An 18,453-nucleotide genomic window follows, 5' to 3' on the forward strand; every position below is an offset into this window, starting at 1 on the left:
AAATACAATCTTATATATACTCTAACGCCTGACTGATATTCGATACTCCTACTACTTTTATGCCCTCTATACTCTTAAGATGCTCTGCATTTGTCTTTGGCATAATACATGTCCTGAAACCCATTTTCACAGCTTCTCTTACACGCTGCTCCGCTGCGGATACGCCACGAACTTCTCCTGAAAGTCCTACTTCACCGAATACGACCATACTCTCATCCAATGGACGATTACGAAAACTGGAAACAAGTGCAAATACAATTCCAAGATCTGCTGCCGGATCATCAAGCCGCATACCACCGGCTATATTGACATATGCATCACTTCCTGATAATACCATCCCCGCTCTCTTTTCAAGTACCGCAAGAAGAAGGTTCACACGATTATAGTCCAAACCAACTGTTGTACGTCTCGGCAGATTAAAGCTGGTCTGGCAGACCAGTGCCTGGATCTCCAACAGGATCGGTCTGGTTCCTTCTAAAGAACATACCACAACCGAACCGGATGTCTGAAGCGGTCTGCCTGCCAGCATAACCTTCGATGGATTATTCACCTCTGATAAGCCGGTTTCAAGCATTTCAAATACACCGATCTCATTTGTTGATCCAAATCGGTTCTTTACCGCACGAAGAATACGGAAGCCTGCATTACGATCGCCTTCAAAATACAACACCGTATCTACCATATGTTCCAGATTTCTCGGGCCTGCTACCGTTCCTTCCTTCGTAACATGTCCAACGATAAAGATCGCTATATCCATCTGTTTTGCCATCTGCATCAAACGTGCTGTTACTTCTTTTACCTGAGATACACTTCCCGGTGCCGAAGCAATATCTTCTACTACTATTGTCTGGATTGAGTCGATAACAATAACCTTCGGTCTGTCCTTCTTAACATATTCTTCTACATCTTCCAGATTATTTACGCACAAAAGCAGCATATCCTTCTGAAATGTACCAATTCGTTCCGCGCGCATCTTGATCTGTGACAAAGATTCCTCGCCTGAAACATAGAGGATCTTATGACCATCCGCCGATAGATTTCTGCACATCTGAAGCAGGATTGTCGACTTACCGATACCGGGATCTCCCCCTACCAAAACAAGAGAACCGTTTACGATTCCTCCTCCAAGTACTCTGTTCAATTCTTCCAGTCCTGTGGAAAATCTTGTCTCATCAGCCGTTTTTACTTCTAAAATACTTGTAGGCACCACAGCAGTCCGTCCTCCGGACTGTTTTCTGGCGCCTACCGTTACTTTTTCTTCACAGAACGTATTCCAGGATCTGCAACCCGGACACTGTCCCATCCATTTTGCTGACTCAAATCCACATTCCCGGCAAAAAAAGATCTGTTTTTCTTTTGCCATATAAACTCCTAGTCAAATGCTTTTCTGACGTCTACCTTTACTTCTCTGCCCGGTTCAAGATCTACACTGATGCTTAACTTGCCACCGAGATTTGTTTTATTCTTTCCTACATATATATCATCAATATGAATCTTGTAATCTGTTTCCGGTTCCAGCTCCAGTGTAATAGATGAGGTCTCTGTTCCTTCTACTATAAATGATACATCTTCTTCTGATGAACGGAAGCCATGTACCGTTGTACCCGGTACTGATTCATATACAAACATACCATTCTTCTCAAGTTTGGTGATCTCATTGAAAGTCTTGATCTTATAGATATCACCTTTATATTCAATACCATCTTTCTTTGTCTTTGTTGCTAATTCATAATTTCCGAAATCCAGTGAATCGGACTCTATGTTAATTAAATCGTTGATTACTGACATTTTTATCCTCCTGTACATTATACTCATGCCTTACCCGGCACTTTTATAATCTGATTATACAATAATGCTCCGGCTTTTGCCACACCAAATATAATCAGTTCACAATTATTTTATAGAATTGGAAGCAACTACTTTTCAGGTTCATTTTTTACTACAAACTTCACCTTATCGTTGCGCACAGTCACCTGAACGGTATCTCCCCGTTTGATCTCACCTTTTAAGACTGCTTCTGCAAGCTCATCTTCTATATTCGTCTGGATCGCACGTTTCAACGGTCTTGCTCCGTATTTCTTATCGTAGCCTTTCTCAAAGATCAGTTTCTTAACTGCATCTCCAAACTTCAACTGAATCTCCATCTGCGATGCAACACGTTGCTTTAATTCTTTTAATAGAAGATTCGAAATATTTCTTACATCATCCTCTGTCAGTGCACGGAATACGATAATGTCGTCAATACGGTTCAAGAACTCCGGCTTGAAGTTCTGTTTTACCTCATCCATAACATTCTTCTTCATATCTTCGTGCTCTGTATCTGCATTTGACGCGGTAACAAATCCAAGCTTCTTCGGATCAATAATCCTCTGTGCACCGGTATTAGATGTCATGATAATTATCGTGTTCTTAAAATCTACTTTTCTGCCCTGAGAATCTGTAATATGTCCATCATCCAGTACCTGCAATAATATATTAAACACATCACTATGTGCCTTTTCTATCTCATCAAACAATATAACAGAGTACGGATTGGAACGGACTTTCTCGCTCAACTGTCCTCCTTCCTCAAAACCAACATAGCCCGGAGGCGACCCGATCAGCTTCGACACACTGTGTTTCTCCATGTACTCCGACATATCGACACGGATCAGCGCGTCCTCGCTGCCAAATACTGCTTCTGCAAGAGCTTTCGACAATTCAGTCTTACCTACGCCGGTAGGTCCAAGGAATAAGAACGAACCAACCGGACGTTTGGGATCTTTTAAGCCTACACGGCTTCTCTTGATCGCCTTTGCTACCGCATCAACTGCTTCATTCTGACCGACAACTCTCTTATGCAGCTCCTCTTCCAGACGTTCCAGACGTTTGGATTCCTGTTCGGTCAGTTTATTTACCGGAATCTTCGTCCATACAGATACAACATCCGCAATATCCTCTGCATCTACTACAACATTTTTCGCATTTTTATTCTGCTTCATTTTATCAAGCTTTGCTTCCAGCTTTCTCTGTTTCTTTAACAGCTCTGCCGCTTCATCGATACCTCCAGCCTCTAAAAGGTTCTCAAGATCATCGGAAAGCGCTTGTATCTCAAGCTCCAATGGCAGGGTCTTCTTTGCTTTTTTTCCGAATCCCAGACGTTTTCTGGAACAGGCTTCATCCATCAGATCAATAGCTTTATCCGGCAGGAAACGGTCACTGATATATCGAACCGATAATGATACCGCTGTTTCCAGTGCCTGATCACTGATCTCTACATGATGATGTTCCTCGTATGCAGGTCGAAGTCCCTTTAAGATCTCTACTGTTTCTTCATTGGTCGGTTCTTCCACATAGACCGGCTGAAATCTTCGCTCCAACGCTGCATCCTTTTCTATATATTTTCTGTATTCTGCACGCGTCGTCGCTCCGATCATCTGGATCTCTCCGCGCGATAAGGATGGTTTTAAGATATTAGATGCATCGATTGCTCCCTCTGCTCCACCGGCTCCGATGATCGTATGAAGCTCATCCACAAACAGAATGACATTTCCGGCATTTTTTACCTCTGCGATCACCTTCTTGATCCGTTCCTCAAATTCTCCACGGTACTTGGAACCCGCTACCATACTGGATAAATCTAATGACAGCAGTCGTTTATCCCGCACCGTATCTGGCACATCTCCTGCAGCGATCAGGTAAGCAATCCCCTCTGCTACCGCAGTCTTACCTACACCCGGTTCTCCAACCATACATGGGTTGTTCTTCATACGCCTGCTTAAAATCTGAAGCACACGCTCTATCTCTTTCTCTCTGCCTATAACCGGATCCAGATTGCCCATACGGGCATCCATCGTCATATCTCTGGAGAACTGGTCCAACGTCGGTGTTGCCGATGCCTTGGATTTATTCTTTCCCTTTTTCAGACTTACAAATTCTTTCTTTGCCGTACTGCCATCCACTCCGCATGCAGACATGATATCTACATATATTTTCTGGATATTTGCCTTTAATGACAGTATGATCTTTACCGCCGTACAATCCAGATGCTTCAAAACGGCAATCAGAAGATGTTCACTTCCTATCTCTGTACTTTCCAGACGTTTTGCCTCATTTCCCGCAAGCTCCAGGATTGACTCTGCGGATTTTGTATATTTGCTTTTTTCTGCACCAAAGTTTCCTCCGGCTAATGGTATCTGGCTTAAGATATTAATGATCGACTGTATCGTTACTCCATTTTCCTGCAAAACAACAAACGGTGCCGTATCACTGACAAAGGTAAGTGCCATCAGCAGATGTTCGCTTCCTATATAATTCTGTCCCAGCTTCTTGGATATCCGTTTAGCTTCTTTTAATATTTCCTGTAATTTTTCACTGTTCGGAAGTTTCAAATTATGTCACCTCTTTTTTCATAGTATATGACATTTTCTGTCCTACTATCTTCTGTTATGATACAAAAGTCCCCGGCTCCCATATATTAGTATGTTCCCCAGAGACTTTTTTCTTTCGTATATCTTTCAATAATAATTAACACTCATCAATCGCTTTACCGATATCATGGCGCATATATTTATTCTCAAATGTGATCCACTCGGTTGCCTTGTATGCATTTGCACGGGCTTCATGAAGATCCTTTCCTGTAGCTGTTACTCCAAGTACACGACCGCCATTTGTTACAACTTTGCCGTCTTCAAACTTAGTTCCGGCATGGAATACATAATATCCGTCCTTGTCTTTGAATGTCTCAAGGCCTGAGATCGGATAGCCTTTCTTATAGGAAACCGGATAACCGTCAGATGCAAGTACTACACATACAGCAGCGTTGTCTTCAAATTCAAGCTCTACCTGATCCAGTGTTCCGTCAATACAAGCCTCAAATACATCAATGATATCATTCTTCATTCTAGGAAGAACAACCTGCGCCTCCGGATCTCCAAATCTTGCATTATATTCCAGTACCTTTACGCCCTGTGGTGTGATCATAAGTCCGCAGAATAATACGCCCTTGAATTCTCTTCCCTCTGCCTTCATGGCTGCCATTGTAGGCTTGTATATATTCTCCATGCAGTAATCTGCGATCTCATCTGTATAGAATGGGCTTGGTGAAAATGTTCCCATTCCACCGGTATTCAACCCCTGATCACCGTCCTGTGCACGCTTATGATCCTGTGCAGAGGTCATTGGTTTGATCGTTGTACCATCACAGAATGCAAGAACAGACACCTCACGTCCTGTCATGAATTCCTCGATAACCATAGTATTTCCCGCATTTCCAAAATGCTTATCCAGCATGATCTCTTTTACGCCGGCTTTTGCTTCTTCCAGATCCTTACAGATCAGAACACCTTTACCAAGTGCCAGTCCATCTGCTTTTAATACGATCGGAAAGCTTGCCGTTTCAAGATATGCAAGTGCTGATTCTGCATCTGTAAAATTCTCATATGCGGCTGTAGGTATATTGTATTTTTTCATAAGATCCTTGGAAAATGCCTTTGAACCTTCGATGATCGCTGCATTTGCACGAGGACCGAATGCACGGATACCTGCCGCTTCAAATGTATCGACTGCACCGGCAACCAACGGGTCATCCGGAGCTACAACTGCAAGATCAATTGCTTCCTTCTTTGCGAAATCAACCAGTTTATCAAATTCCATAACACCGATATCCACACATTCTGCCAGTTCTGCAATACCTGCATTTCCCGGTGCACAATAGATCTTTGTTACTTTACTGCTCTTTGCAATACTTGTAATAATAGCATGCTCTCTTCCGCCGCCACCTACAACTAAAATCTTCATTTGTTTTCCTCCTGTCAGTCTTCTACAACTGTTATGCCGTCTTCGATCCGAACCTTTCCATGTGCGATCTTATCAATAGCAGCAGGTAGAATATTCCACTCTGCCTGCTCCATGACTCTCTGCTGAAGCACCTTCGGAGTATCTCCGTTTTGTACTGCAACCGCTTTCTGCATAATGATCGGACCAGTATCGGTTCCTTTATCTACAAAATGTACCGTAGCACCTACTACTTTTACACCTCTTTTTAACGCTGCCTCATGAACCTTGAGTCCATAATAGCCTGTGCCACAAAAAGCAGGGATCAGGGAAGGATGGATATTGATAATCCGATTCTCAAATACATCGATCACGCTCTCCGGAATAACTACAAGGTATCCCGCAAGTACGATCAGATCCGGATTCACTTCCTGTAAAGTCTTCAACAGGTTCTCATTAAATACTTCTCTTGTTTCAAAATCCTTTGGTGATACTACGATATCTTTTATACCTGCCTGTTTTGCACGTTCCAGTGCATAGGCATTTTTATTATTACTGATAACTGCTGCGATCTCGGTGTCTGTGATCTTTCCTGCTGCGATCGCATCAATGATCGCCTGCAAGTTCGTACCGCCACCGGAAACCAGAACTGCTATTCTTAGCATAAATCTACTCCCTTTTCACCGGCTACTACTGTACCGAGAACAAATGCCTTGTCTCCGGCACTCTCTATAGCTGCTATTGTCTTATCTGCATCTGCAGGATCTATTGCAAGGCACATACCAACGCCCATGTTATATGTGTTGTACATCATATGCTCATCTATATCGCCCTTCTTTGCAAGGAGCTTGAATATAGCAGGCACTTCATATGAGTCCTTCTTCACCTGTGCACGAGCTCCGTCCGGAAGCATTCTTGGAATGTTCTCATAGAAACCGCCACCTGTAATATGGCTGCAACCCTTAATCATTACACCGGCATCCTTTACTGCCTTTAATGCTTTTACATAAATTCTTGTCGGAGCAAGAAGTGCTTCGCCAAGTGTTGTTCCGAGTTCATCATAATATGTATCCAGAGATTCCTTTGTCATCTCAAATACTTTACGAACCAATGAGAAACCATTGCTGTGTACACCGCTGGAAGCGATACCGATCAATGTATCTCCGGCTTTGATATTCTCTCCTGTGATAAGTTCATCCTTCTCTACGACACCTACAGCAAATCCCGCAAGGTCATACTCATTCTCCGGCATAAGTCCCGGATGCTCTGCTGTCTCACCGCCAACTAAAGCTGCACCGGACTGGTTACAGCCTTCTGCAACACCACTTACGATCGTAGCGATCTTTTCCGGATAATTCTTACCACATGCTATATAATCCAGGAAGAAAAGAGGTTCTCCACCAGAACATGCAATATCATTCACGCACATAGCCACAGCATCGATTCCGATCGTATCGTGCTTATCCATGATATATGCAAGCTGTACTTTTGTACCGCATCCATCTGTTCCAGACAGTAATACAGGCTCTTTCATCTCTTTGATCTTTGCAAGACTGAACGCACCAGCAAAACCTCCGATACCACCTAATACCTCTGGTCTCATGGTTGTCTTGATGTGCTTCTTCATAAGTTCTACTGACTTATATCCTGCCTCAATATCAACGCCGGCATTCTTGTAATCCATTGTAAAATCCTCCTGTTTTATCCATTATAAAGTGCATTTTCATGCCAATTGATTCTTATAAATTATACGGGATTAATTTCTGTTTGTAAAGAAGCCATTCTCACAAATATACCAGCCCAAAACAGGTCTCTGTTCGGCACAATTTTGTTCATCAGCAAAGCGTGTTTCTTTTTTTTAAAAATACTATATAAATATCAAATATAATTTGATAATGATTCCCATTTATGGTAATATAATATCATATGCAGAGTAACTGTATTTTCATTAACAAGAGGTAGTTGTATGACAAATAATAGATTAAACATCGGATTATTCATATGTCATCTCGACAATGAATATGCAAATGAAATATGTAAAGGAGCTGAATACGCAGCGAAAGAGCTAGACGTGAATCTCATCGTCTTTCCGGGCATGTTTTTAAATGCTTCATTTAACGATCCTGAAAACGAAATTTATGATTATCAGTACAACTCTGTTTTTTATTATGCTAAAAAAGAAAATCTGGATGCCCTGATCGTGTCCGTTGGCACGATTGCATCTTTTATATCACAAAAAAGTATCGAAGCATTTTTGGATACCTTTAAGGATATTCCGATTCTTACTCTGGAATCTAAGGTTTCAGGTTATCCTTGTTTACAGACCGACAGTACTGCCGGTCTTCGAGATGCCATTGAACATCTGATTATTCATCACAACCGAAAGCATATCTGTTTTGTTGCCGGAAGAAAGACAAATGAAGATGCTCTGGAACGTTTGAATGTATACCGAACTACAATGAAAGCTCACAACATACCGGTCACCGAAGATATGATCGTATACGGTGATTATTCTGAATACAGCCGTGAGATTGTCAGCAAACTGCTTGATGATAATCCGGATGCTGATGCAATCATTTTCTCTAACGATCAGATGGCTATCGGCGGCTATCAGGAATTGAAAAGCCGTAACATCCGAATCGGAGCTGATATCAGTGTAATCGGTTTTGACAACTCTCCCGGTTCCGTAACTATGGTTCCACCCCTTACAACCGTAAACGCGAACACCCCGGCATTGGGCTATCGTGCCGTTGGCAAGATAATTCAGGATATTAAGACAGGCGAATTCTGTTCTTCTGTCTTGGATTCCCACTTTGTAAAACGATTATCATGTGGGTGCATTCTGCATGAAAATACCGAACATATGCCGATTGACAATTTCTCTACTGTAACAGATATTCTGGAATACTGTGATGATTCTATTTTAGGCAACATTAAAAACAGCTTTTTTGGTACGATTGTTCTTGATCAGATCAACAGCATCTGGAAGGATATAATAGAAATTGCTATTTTACCAAAGGCAAAACCATATCCAAAGAATCTGATTGTAGACAAACTGATGACATTATTGTCATCTCCTGTCACAAGTTTCTTTTCAGTAACCAATATTGCATTTTCATTCCGTTGTTTTTCCGGTGTCATCATAGCATTAATCAACGATCCGGATAAACGGTCTGAATACTATCGGCTAAATTCTCATATTACAAGTGCTATCGCACAGTTTTTGTCAACTTCTTTGTACCAACAGGAACATGACAGCAAAACGGGATCATGGTCTTCAATCTATATTACAAGAGATACTCTTACATATGGAACCGATACAGCAAAAACCTTTTCATCTATGCTTGCTAAATTAAAAGACCTTGGATTTGCAGCATCTTATTTATATGCGTATGATGAGCCCGTCGCCATTCAACCGGACGGAAGCTGGAAAACGCCGGATACTTTGTATCTTCAAGCTTTTTACAATCCAAAACATACAGCTGTTTTATCAGGTGAAACACGTCGTATTGCATCTACCGATATCTTCGACAATGAATATACCGGTTTTGAAGATAGATTTACCGTTGTTATTGTTCCTATTTTTACAAATGAACAACATCATGGTCTGTTTGTATGCAATACAGATGTAAATCACTTTGGACACATTTATACAACTTCTCTTCATCTTGGTGCTTCTTTTAAATATTTATCACTTTTAAAAGAACAGATCCAGACAAAAGAACAATTAGTAATGTCCTTAAATGAGATCCATGAAAAAAATGAGCTGTTAAATCACCTGTCTACCTCCGATGAACTGACCGGAGTCAATAACAGACGTGGATTAATGGAAAAAGTAGAATACCTGATCAATAAACCTGCCAATCATGGACGTAAGGCAATGCTACTGTTTGCAGACATGGACAGCTTAAAGATCGTAAACGATAAATTCGGACACAACGATGGAGATTTTGCTTTAAAGAATATTGCAAATATCCTGATGACAAGTTTCCGGGCGAGTGACATTGTTGGTCGAATCGGCGGTGATGAGTTTGTATGTTTTGCTTTCATTGATGATCTTGATTTTCCTAAGACTGTACAGGCAAGGATTCAGGAGTTGTCCAATGAATTAAATGAAACCTGTGGCAAACCATATTATATCGAAATGAGTGTCGGTGTATCGGAATTTTCCTGCGATCCGGATATCAAGATTGAGGATCTGTTAAGCCAGGCAGACAGCGCACTGTATTCAAATAAACGATATAAGCGAATGTCTGTTTTAAAATAATAAAATACGATACGAATACTAACTTCTTTATAAAAGCACAGATAAACGCTATGAAATAAAATAAACCATATAAATGATAGTTTCTCTCCCATGTTCAGGATGATGAATCCACTCTCATTTATATGGTTTATTTTTTATTTTGCCTCTTTAAACGGCTCATTTAACATCTCTGTTCCCGGAAGAACAAATCTGCCATTTTCGATAATGGCAACTTTGGTTCCATCTGCATGAACCGAATAAATGCCTCCGATCTCATCATATGGTATCGTAATATCGGTATGGCAGTTAAAATATGCCTTGCTGATATCCGTCTTTCGAAGGATCGAGCACTCATTATCCTTTGCAACGATTTCCTTGCCGTCCGGATTATGAAGGATATTTTCTTCGCTCCAGCTATAGCAGGTATCACCGACTGCAAAATGCGGCCCCATCTTCTCTACGATCAGAATCGGCAGTTTATATACCATGTTATATTTATTTGCAAGTACATATGCGGTCGTATTTGTTCCGATTGCAAACTCTCCGATCGGCAGTGTCTCCCGTCCGCCCAGAAGATTGTCCTTTACAAATTTGATATTATCTTCTTCTCTGTCAAAGTTCTTGCAGGTATAGGTTCTGATCTTTCCATCTTCAAAGGTCAGCTTGAGATCGACATATTTCAGATCATTCAGATAGACCTCACTTACATTTAAAACTCCATGCGTTCCGGTAAGCTTCGGCGATGTAAAAACCTCGCCAAGAGGAATATTCACATCCGCCAGACAGTTCTCAAAATTTGTCTCTGTCTCCGGGCGCTCTAACACATGCAGCATTACCTTCATATCAGTCTGATTGCCATTCTGTCCGATCACATGTACCCATTCTGCCTGATCCAGCTCATCGATGATCGTCTGATGAATCGGACGATATGCATTACTCTCCAAATTGTTTATTCGAATGATCTGTTCAAATATCTCCTCATAATTATCTCCGATCTCAGGCATTGGATATGCGATGATTGTAAAGCTATACTCATCTCCCGGTATATATTCATTCACGATCTGTGACAGTTCATTGGTATATTCCACACCAAGCTCCTGCTGCTTCTTGCTAAGCGTAAGCTGTCCTGGCTTGCTTACCGGTTCAAACGGTGTCTCACCAAAGATCTCGATACACGCCGGTCCTGCATATACGGACGCCTCATATCTGTATTTCTCATAAGCGCCTCGCATTATCTCTAACTTTCGTTCCATCAGCTTACGATCAAGGAATAACGCCTGATCCATCTGATGATCGTAATCCATCTGCTTATTTACCGGAGTACCTACATAACCAATCCGGTTCATTCTGATCCGATTGATCCGGTTGGTATCATAACGGAAGCATAACGGTTCCAGCCCCATATCACGGAACTGGAGGATTGCAGCTTTTACGATACGCTCCATACCGATCGAATAGCGGATGTTTACATGCTTCTTTTTTGATATATCAATTCCGGCTGCTACAAAGCCCTGTCGAAACCCTTCTGTATAAGTCCGGGCGATCGACGCCACTTTTTCTGATGACATCCTGCGAAGAAACGCTTCCGTTTCCAATTCATTCTTTCCGATGTATTCGCCATATTCATATAAATAGCTGTTATCTCCGTCTTCACATTTCATGACAATATCTGTCGCAAAGGAAAGAATCGGATCCATCTTCTCACGCACACGATAATCCATGAAGAACTCCGCATAATCATGTTCAAAATAATAAATGGCATCTTTTACTGCTTTAACAGATGGAAAATCCTCAAAGATCCCATATACCTCCACAAACAATTCAAACCATACAGTAAGGTCTACAACTCTTCCTTCAAATGCTGCCGCGATCAGTCCATGGAATTCATAACAAAGAAATGTCAGATAGTCAGCAAATAAATATTCCCGCTTGTCTATGTCTTCAATCTCGTTCTCTGCTATTTTCTCACCAAACATCTGTCTGGTGTATTCATAGTTGCAATAACTCGTTTCGTAATTTTCAGGCATAACATCCTGATAAAGTGCTGCATTTATCTGCTGTAATTCGCCCGCTGTACAGCTCTCCGAAATGGGCATCCCACTTTTTACCTTTTCGATCACTTTATCTAACTGCAGTAAAAATTCTCCAGTTCTTACAAAATAATCCCGATACCGCATGTCCACTGTTTCTTCTTTTGTGATCGAACGGATCCGCTCAACCATCAGTTCGTAACGATCTTCGATATCTTCATATTCTGCTGTTATATCCTTATAATATGTCATTTATTGTCTCCCTTTATGTTCCCAAGTTGAATGTTCTTCCGAAACACCTCATCGATCACCTGATATAACGTCTCTGATCCCTCCGGTGTCCGCTTATTTCTGCCATACACCTGACTCTCAAAAACTCCATGCTCTTTCCAGCCTTTTCCTCCGACTGCATCGCATAACATAACCGGTGCCAGATTATCCATCACATGTGCAAATTTGGCTTCCGGCGTCTGATACTCCTCAAATTCATCCCATAGCCCACGAAGCTTCTTTGCCTGATCTTCCGGCAGGATATTAAATATCCGGTCAGCAGCCTTCAATTCCCGCTCTCTTTTTGTTGCATTTGCATTTTTATCATATGCATATGTATCACCTGCATCTATCTCGATCAGATCATGAACCAGCAGCATGGAAACTACTCTTAATACGTCAACCGGTTCATTTGAATATTCCGCCAGTAAGATTGCCATAAGTGCAATATGCCAGGAATGTTCTGCATCATCTTCTTTTCTGATTCCATCTGTCAGATACGTCTGTCTGACTACAAATTTACTCTTGTCTACTTCCAATATAAAATCCAGCTGTTTCCTTAATCTTTCGTCCATATACTACATCCCCTTAATAAAAAAGATACCCGCTATCACAAATACAACAATATTCAGGTAAACAGCCATTTTTTTAGATGTGACACCGCCTTCCTCAGAATGGTATCCGATTACGCCAAATACGATTCCTGTTAATGCCATCAAAAATGCACTGATCATCAATACACCATAGATACGTTCTACCGCACCTCTTGATATAATAGATTTGATCACGGACAGTACTATAAAAACACCACCGAGTATTCCTAATATATACGAAATTGTTGTATCTCTTGAATTTCCGGAAGGAGCCATCCTGAAATCACTGTTTTTCAAACTCTTTTCTCCTTTTTCTGTCAAATCTTGCTAAAATATAATAAATAATATATCCAATCATACCGCCAAAGGTATTCATGATAATATCATCCACGTCAAACACCCCAAGTTTTGTTATCAACTGTACCAGTTCAATACTTAACGAAAACGCAAATGCCGCCAGAGTCGCTGTAAAAAATCCGGTCTTTTTACCTCTGACCCAGCGGATCAACATTCCAAATGGTACAAAAGCAAGAACATTTCCAACCAGATTCAACATCACGCTTGTGGTCGTCATATAACTTCTGTACTTTACGAAACGCTTAATCTCGAGAAACGGTGTCAGATTGTACCGCATCTCTTCATATCCATGTCCCCTTCCAAACATATCACTGAATATCAGAAAATAGACAATGGATATACTGTATAATATAAATAGCACCAGGCATAACACCCGCAGCTTTTTCTTATTTTCTATGCTCAATGCCAGCCTCCAGGTAATATTATTTCCTCATTTTTATTAACTGGGTAAGAAGTCTGTCTGCACACTCCTCTTTACTCATCTGTGGCAATTCAATATCCTCATCCTGTGTGATCAATGTCAGCACATTGGTATCTGTCCCAAATCCAGCCCCCGCTGTCTTTAAATTATTTGCTGCGACCATATCGATCTTCTTTTTTTCCAGCTTCTTTCTGGAATTCTCTAACAGATTCTGTGTCTCCATCGAAAATCCACATATGATCTGTCCGGCAAGTCTGCTGTCCCCGTTTGTCTTTCTTGCCTTTTCTCTCTGCATTCCAAGAAATGCAAGAATATCCTTTGTTCTTGTAAGCGGAATGCTCATATCAGCATCCGATTTCTTGATCTTGTTATCTGCTACCTCTGCCGGTCTATAATCAGCAACTGCGGCTGCCTTAATAATGATATCCTGATCAGCACTGGCTGCCGTTACAGCTTCATACATATCCTGTGCAGAAGTAACCGGAACCACTGTTACGAATTTTGGTGGTGCAATCGCTACCTTTCCTGTTACGAGGGTTACGTCTGCCCCACGGAGCATCGCCTGTCTCGCGATCGCATACCCCATTTTACCGGTTGAATGATTTGAGATAAAGCGAACCGGGTCAATTGCTTCCATCGTAGGACCTGCAGTAACAAGTACTTTTATTCCCTGCATGTCTTTCTCTGCTGCGATATTTTTTAATATATAATCAACTAACAACTGCTCACTCGGAAGCTTTCCCTTGCCTGTATCTCCGCAGGCAAGGTATCCGCTTGCCGACTCTATGATCTCATAGTCATAGGACTGCAGTTTTCTGATATTATCCTGAACGATCGGATTCTCTAACATATTCGTATTCATTGCAGGTGCGATCAGCTTCGGACATTTTGCTGCCATGATCGTAGTGCTCAACATATCGTCAGCAATTCCGCCTGCAATCTTCCCAATGATATTTGCCGATGCAGGAGCGACCATAAAGACATCTGCCCGTTTTGCAAGTGCAACATGCTCTACGTTAAACTGAAAATTACGATCAAAGGTATCCACCAGACACTTATTTCCTGTTAAGGTCTCAAATGTGATCGGATTGATAAAATTGGTCGCATTTTCTGTCATGATGACATTTACATCTGCATGCAGTTTTACAAGCATACTGGCAACATTTGCCATCTTATATGCTGCTATACTTCCTGTTACACCTAAAACAACGGTCTTATTCTTTAACATCATTTTCTCCATTCTGCATCGTATCATTGAAAATCATTCTGTCCGGAACGAATCCTGATCCGGCTGTTATTTGTTCATATCAAGGATAAAGTTATCGATCAATCTTGCCTTGCCAAATCTGACTGCCATAGCACAAAGGACATGTCCCTCTACTATATCGATTGACTTCATAGTATCCATATCCACCATCTCAACATAATCAATATCTGCAAGTGGCTCTGATCCGATCAGGTCTTTCATTGCTGCTACAATCTTCTTCGCATCTCGCTCACCATCTTCGATCATTTTCTGTCCAAGCTTAACTGACTTGCTCAGTACAACTGCTGCCTGACGTTCTTCCGGCTTCAGATAAATATTTCTGGAACTCTTGGCAAGACCATCTGCCTCACGGATGATCGGACATCCAACGATCTCAATATCCATGTTCAAATCTGTAACCATACGCATAATGATCGCAAGCTGCTGTGCATCCTTCTGACCAAAATAAGCACGATCCGGCTGAACGATATTGAATAATTTATTTACAACTGTACATACACCTTTGAAATGTACCGGACGAGTCAGTCCGCATAATGCATCCGGAAGCCCTGTCATATTGACATAAGAACAAAATCCCGGCTTATACATTTCTTCCGGTTCCGGATGAAAGATCACATCTGCACCTGTTGTCTCGCATAACTTTGCATCTGCATCAAGATCTCTTGGATAACTCTCCAGATCCTCTGTTGGTCCAAACTGCATCGGATTGACAAATACAGATACAACGGTTCTGTCATTCTGTTCTACGGATTTCCTGATCAGACTCTGATGTCCCTCATGGAGATATCCCATTGTTGGTACAAGTCCAACACTTAAGCCTTCTTTCTTCCATGCCTTAACCTGACTTCTTACTTCATCTACTGTTTTTAAAATCTTCATTTCTGATTTCCAGTCCTTTCCTGATCCTGTCTCCCGGTTTTTACCGGTTCAGACAGCTTCTATCTCTTAGTATAATTTATCGATTACTTCGTCATCAATTTTGTAGCAGTGTTCTTCTGCCGGAAATGTTCCATCGTCAATCTCTGCTATATAAGTCTTTACTGCTTCACGAATCATGTCTCCTGCATTTGCAAAATGCTTTACAAACTTCGGCTTAAAATCACTGAACATGCCAAGCATATCGTAAATTACAAGAACCTGTCCGTTGCATCCTGCTCCTGCTCCGATTCCGATCGTAGGAATGTTGATGCTCTCTGTTACAAGCTTTGCAAGCTTTGCAGGGACACACTCCAGTACCAGTAAAAACGCACCTGCTTCTTCTACTGCCTTGGCATCCTCGATCAGCTTCTTAGCTGCTGCTTCTGTCTTACCCTGAACCTTAAAGCCACCGAAAGTATTGATTGACTGCGGAGTCAGTCCCAGATGTGCAACAACAGGGATTCCTGCTGATACGATTGCTTTAATCTGTGGGCAGACTTCTTTACCACCTTCTAACTTTACAGCTCCGGCTCTGCCTTCCTTCATCAGACGGCCTGCATTTACGACTGCGTCATATACACTGGTCTGATAGGACATAAATGGAAGATCGGTTACAACCAGTGCATTCTTGGCTCCTCTTGCAACGGCTGCGCTATGATGGATCATGTCTTCTACGGTTACGGAGATCGTATCCTCATATCCAAGGATTACATTTCCGAGGGAATCACCGACAAGGATCGTGTTGACTCCTGCTTCGTCCAATAATCTTGCTGTCGTATAATCATACGCTGTCAGCATAGAAATCTTATGCCCGGAATTCTTCATCTGCATAATTGATGTTGTTGTGTTCTTCATACGTCTTATTCTCCTATTCTGAAATCATTTCGTACTTTGTTCATTTCAAAATCCTGTTTTGTTATATCTGCCGGCTTGCCTGTCATAGCCCATCCGGCATTGCAGCATTTTCGTCTTTTACTCCTGCTTTGATAGAATATTCTTCATCTCTGAATAATCACGGTCAGGATATTTCTGTTCTGCCAGAGTAACTACAGCTCTTGATACACCGGTATAAATATATTTCTCATTTTTTTCAAGAACATTCAGATGTTTCTTTACTGTCGTTGTGTCATTTCTCTCAATCGGTCCGGTCAGCCCTGCCACCGGTCCATCTTCTGCTATATGCGATGCATTTCCCATAAATAATGGAACAAGCGCACGTTCTGCCTGTTTATTTTCAAATCCGCAGTCTTCCAGTAATGAAACTGCCGATCCGTACAGACCATTTACCAGATTACTGGCAAATACTGCTGCAGCATGATATTTTGTTTTATTTTCTGTTGAGAGAAGTACACAGTCATTTCCTAAAAGACGAATAAAGCGGCAAATTTCATTTCCCCACTCTTCATCACCTTCTACTGTAAAAAAACATTTCTGCATTTCCCTGTAGGATTTTGTCTTTGAACTGATTGCATACATAGGATGAATCGAATAACCAAAGGCTCCTGCCTCTGTTACACCTGAAAAAATATTAGATGTCATAGCACCACTACAATGACAGATCAGTTTGCCCTTGATATCAAAGGCTTTTATACTGTCCCACACTGCTTCTATTCTTCCATCCGGAACGGTAAGCATCAGGACATCGCTTGCACAAACGATCTTCTTCAGATCATCAAACACTGCGGTATCGGTAAATGCTGCAGCTTCTTTTGCGCTCTCCACCTGTCTGCTGTAATATCCGGATACGGTTACTGTCTCCGGAAGATTCTTTTGTATCTTTTCTTTTTTCAAATTCTGCTCAAGATACTTTCCAAGTGTAAAGCCTACTTTGCCTGCACCGATAAATCCAATCCTCATATGATCACCTGCTATCGCCTGTTCTATCTGTGGTGTAAATCAGGTATAGTTTCTTTCGAATACCATCCGCCCTTTACAATACCATTTACAAGGTAAAAAGTAAAGCAGGAGAACCTGAATTTATCATCATTTTTTCTCCTGCTTTTCTTCTGTTTTCACTCTATGCAGATCACATATCTACATATGAAATCATCATTTTATATGACCTGCAACTGATTAATTATATTTTGCTATTACTTCTGCATTTGCCTTCATAGCTGCAGCTTCCATGGACTCACGTTCTGCTAAAAGTTTCTTTCTTACTTCTGCATTGCTATTTCCAATGATCTGAAGTGCCAGGTATGCTGCATTCTTGCTTCCGTTGATCGCTACTGTTGCTACAGGGATACCGGATGGCATCTGAACGATAGAAAGAAGTGCATCCATTCCATCTAATACTGAACCGGAAATCGGTACACCGATAACCGGAATAACTGTCTGGCTTGCTACAACACCCGGAAGTGCTGCTGCCATACCTGCTGCAGTAATGATAACCTGTGTTCCATTATTATTTGCTTCTTCAATAAACTCTGAAAGTCCTGCATGTGCTCTGTGTGCAGACAGGCATCTTACATCAACAGCTACTCCATAATCTTTTAAAATGCCAATTGCCGGCTCAACCTTAGGCAGGTCACTTGTTGATCCCATAATGATCGCTACTCTCATGTTTTTATCCTTCTTTCTTCCTTTTTGTATTTTAA

The 18,453-nt window shown here is 41.4% G+C and carries 16 protein-coding genes; 1 reads left to right on the forward strand and 15 read right to left on the reverse strand.

Annotated features, from left to right (window positions below; translation table 11 throughout):
• Positions 1-10 precede the first annotated feature (10 nt).
• The 6 genes from radA to purM all read right to left on the reverse strand — a co-directional run bounded on the left by radA (position 11) and on the right by purM (position 7,438).
• The gene (radA, locus tag LK416_06055; protein UEA75736.1) at positions 11-1,363 is read right to left on the reverse strand and encodes a DNA repair protein RadA; all 1,353 of its coding nucleotides are present in this window, start codon (positions 1,361-1,363) and stop codon (positions 11-13) included.
• A gap of 8 nt (positions 1,364-1,371) precedes the next feature.
• On the reverse strand, positions 1,372-1,788 hold the full coding sequence (locus LK416_06060) for an endosialidase (protein ID UEA75737.1): 417 nt from the start codon (positions 1,786-1,788) through the stop codon (positions 1,372-1,374).
• Positions 1,789-1,916: 128 nt separating this feature from the next.
• Positions 1,917-4,370: an ATP-dependent Clp protease ATP-binding subunit gene (locus LK416_06065; protein UEA75738.1), complete on the reverse strand. Its 2,454-nt coding sequence runs from the start codon at positions 4,368-4,370 to the stop codon at positions 1,917-1,919.
• A 136-nt stretch (positions 4,371-4,506) separates the two neighbouring features.
• On the reverse strand, positions 4,507-5,778 hold the full coding sequence (purD, locus tag LK416_06070; protein UEA75739.1) for a phosphoribosylamine--glycine ligase: 1,272 nt from the start codon (positions 5,776-5,778) through the stop codon (positions 4,507-4,509).
• A 14-nt stretch (positions 5,779-5,792) separates the two neighbouring features.
• On the reverse strand, positions 5,793-6,419 hold the full coding sequence (gene purN / locus LK416_06075; GenBank protein ID UEA75740.1) for a phosphoribosylglycinamide formyltransferase: 627 nt from the start codon (positions 6,417-6,419) through the stop codon (positions 5,793-5,795).
• The gene (gene purM / locus LK416_06080; protein UEA75741.1) at positions 6,413-7,438 is read right to left on the reverse strand and encodes a phosphoribosylformylglycinamidine cyclo-ligase; all 1,026 of its coding nucleotides are present in this window, start codon (positions 7,436-7,438) and stop codon (positions 6,413-6,415) included. Before purM ends, purN begins: the two co-directional genes overlap by 7 nt.
• A 282-nt stretch (positions 7,439-7,720) precedes the next feature.
• On the opposite strand from purM, the gene LK416_06085 reads away from it, so the two are divergent.
• The gene (locus LK416_06085) at positions 7,721-10,021 is read left to right on the forward strand and encodes a GGDEF domain-containing protein (protein ID UEA75742.1); all 2,301 of its coding nucleotides are present in this window, start codon (positions 7,721-7,723) and stop codon (positions 10,019-10,021) included.
• A 134-nt stretch (positions 10,022-10,155) separates the two neighbouring features.
• Here the strand turns inward: LK416_06085 and LK416_06090 are convergent, their stop codons facing one another.
• The 9 genes from LK416_06090 to purE all read right to left on the reverse strand — a co-directional run bounded on the left by LK416_06090 (position 10,156) and on the right by purE (position 18,418).
• Positions 10,156-12,282 carry an aminopeptidase gene (locus LK416_06090; GenBank protein UEA75743.1) on the reverse strand — a complete coding sequence of 709 codons (2,127 nt, stop codon included), beginning with the start codon at positions 12,280-12,282 and terminating at the stop codon, positions 10,156-10,158.
• The gene (locus LK416_06095) at positions 12,279-12,875 is read right to left on the reverse strand and encodes an HD domain-containing protein (protein ID UEA75744.1); all 597 of its coding nucleotides are present in this window, start codon (positions 12,873-12,875) and stop codon (positions 12,279-12,281) included. Before LK416_06095 ends, LK416_06090 begins: the two co-directional genes overlap by 4 nt.
• A gap of 3 nt (positions 12,876-12,878) precedes the next feature.
• Positions 12,879-13,190, reverse strand: coding sequence for a hypothetical protein (locus LK416_06100; protein ID UEA75745.1), 312 nt, complete (start codon positions 13,188-13,190; stop codon positions 12,879-12,881).
• On the reverse strand, positions 13,177-13,653 hold the full coding sequence (locus LK416_06105) for a VanZ family protein (GenBank protein UEA75746.1): 477 nt from the start codon (positions 13,651-13,653) through the stop codon (positions 13,177-13,179). Before LK416_06105 ends, LK416_06100 begins: the two co-directional genes overlap by 14 nt.
• A 19-nt stretch (positions 13,654-13,672) precedes the next feature.
• Positions 13,673-14,899, reverse strand: coding sequence for a bifunctional phosphopantothenoylcysteine decarboxylase/phosphopantothenate--cysteine ligase CoaBC (gene coaBC / locus LK416_06110; GenBank protein UEA75747.1), 1,227 nt, complete (start codon positions 14,897-14,899; stop codon positions 13,673-13,675).
• A 66-nt stretch (positions 14,900-14,965) separates the two neighbouring features.
• Positions 14,966-15,817: a pantoate--beta-alanine ligase gene (gene panC / locus LK416_06115; GenBank protein ID UEA75748.1), complete on the reverse strand. Its 852-nt coding sequence runs from the start codon at positions 15,815-15,817 to the stop codon at positions 14,966-14,968.
• A gap of 66 nt (positions 15,818-15,883) precedes the next feature.
• Positions 15,884-16,711, reverse strand: a complete 828-nt coding sequence (panB, locus tag LK416_06120) for a 3-methyl-2-oxobutanoate hydroxymethyltransferase (GenBank protein ID UEA75749.1) — start codon at positions 16,709-16,711, stop codon at positions 15,884-15,886.
• A gap of 117 nt (positions 16,712-16,828) precedes the next feature.
• Positions 16,829-17,713, reverse strand: coding sequence for a DUF2520 domain-containing protein (locus LK416_06125; protein UEA75750.1), 885 nt, complete (start codon positions 17,711-17,713; stop codon positions 16,829-16,831).
• A 216-nt stretch (positions 17,714-17,929) separates the two neighbouring features.
• A complete protein-coding gene (gene purE / locus LK416_06130) occupies positions 17,930-18,418 on the reverse strand; it encodes a 5-(carboxyamino)imidazole ribonucleotide mutase (GenBank protein ID UEA75751.1) in 489 nt (162 codons plus the stop codon).
• Between the last annotated feature and the right edge of the window lie 35 nt (positions 18,419-18,453).

It is taken from the genome of Lachnospiraceae bacterium GAM79 (genome assembly GCA_020735665.1).
In the GTDB taxonomy this organism is placed as follows: Bacteria; Bacillota; Clostridia; order Lachnospirales; family Lachnospiraceae; genus Coprococcus.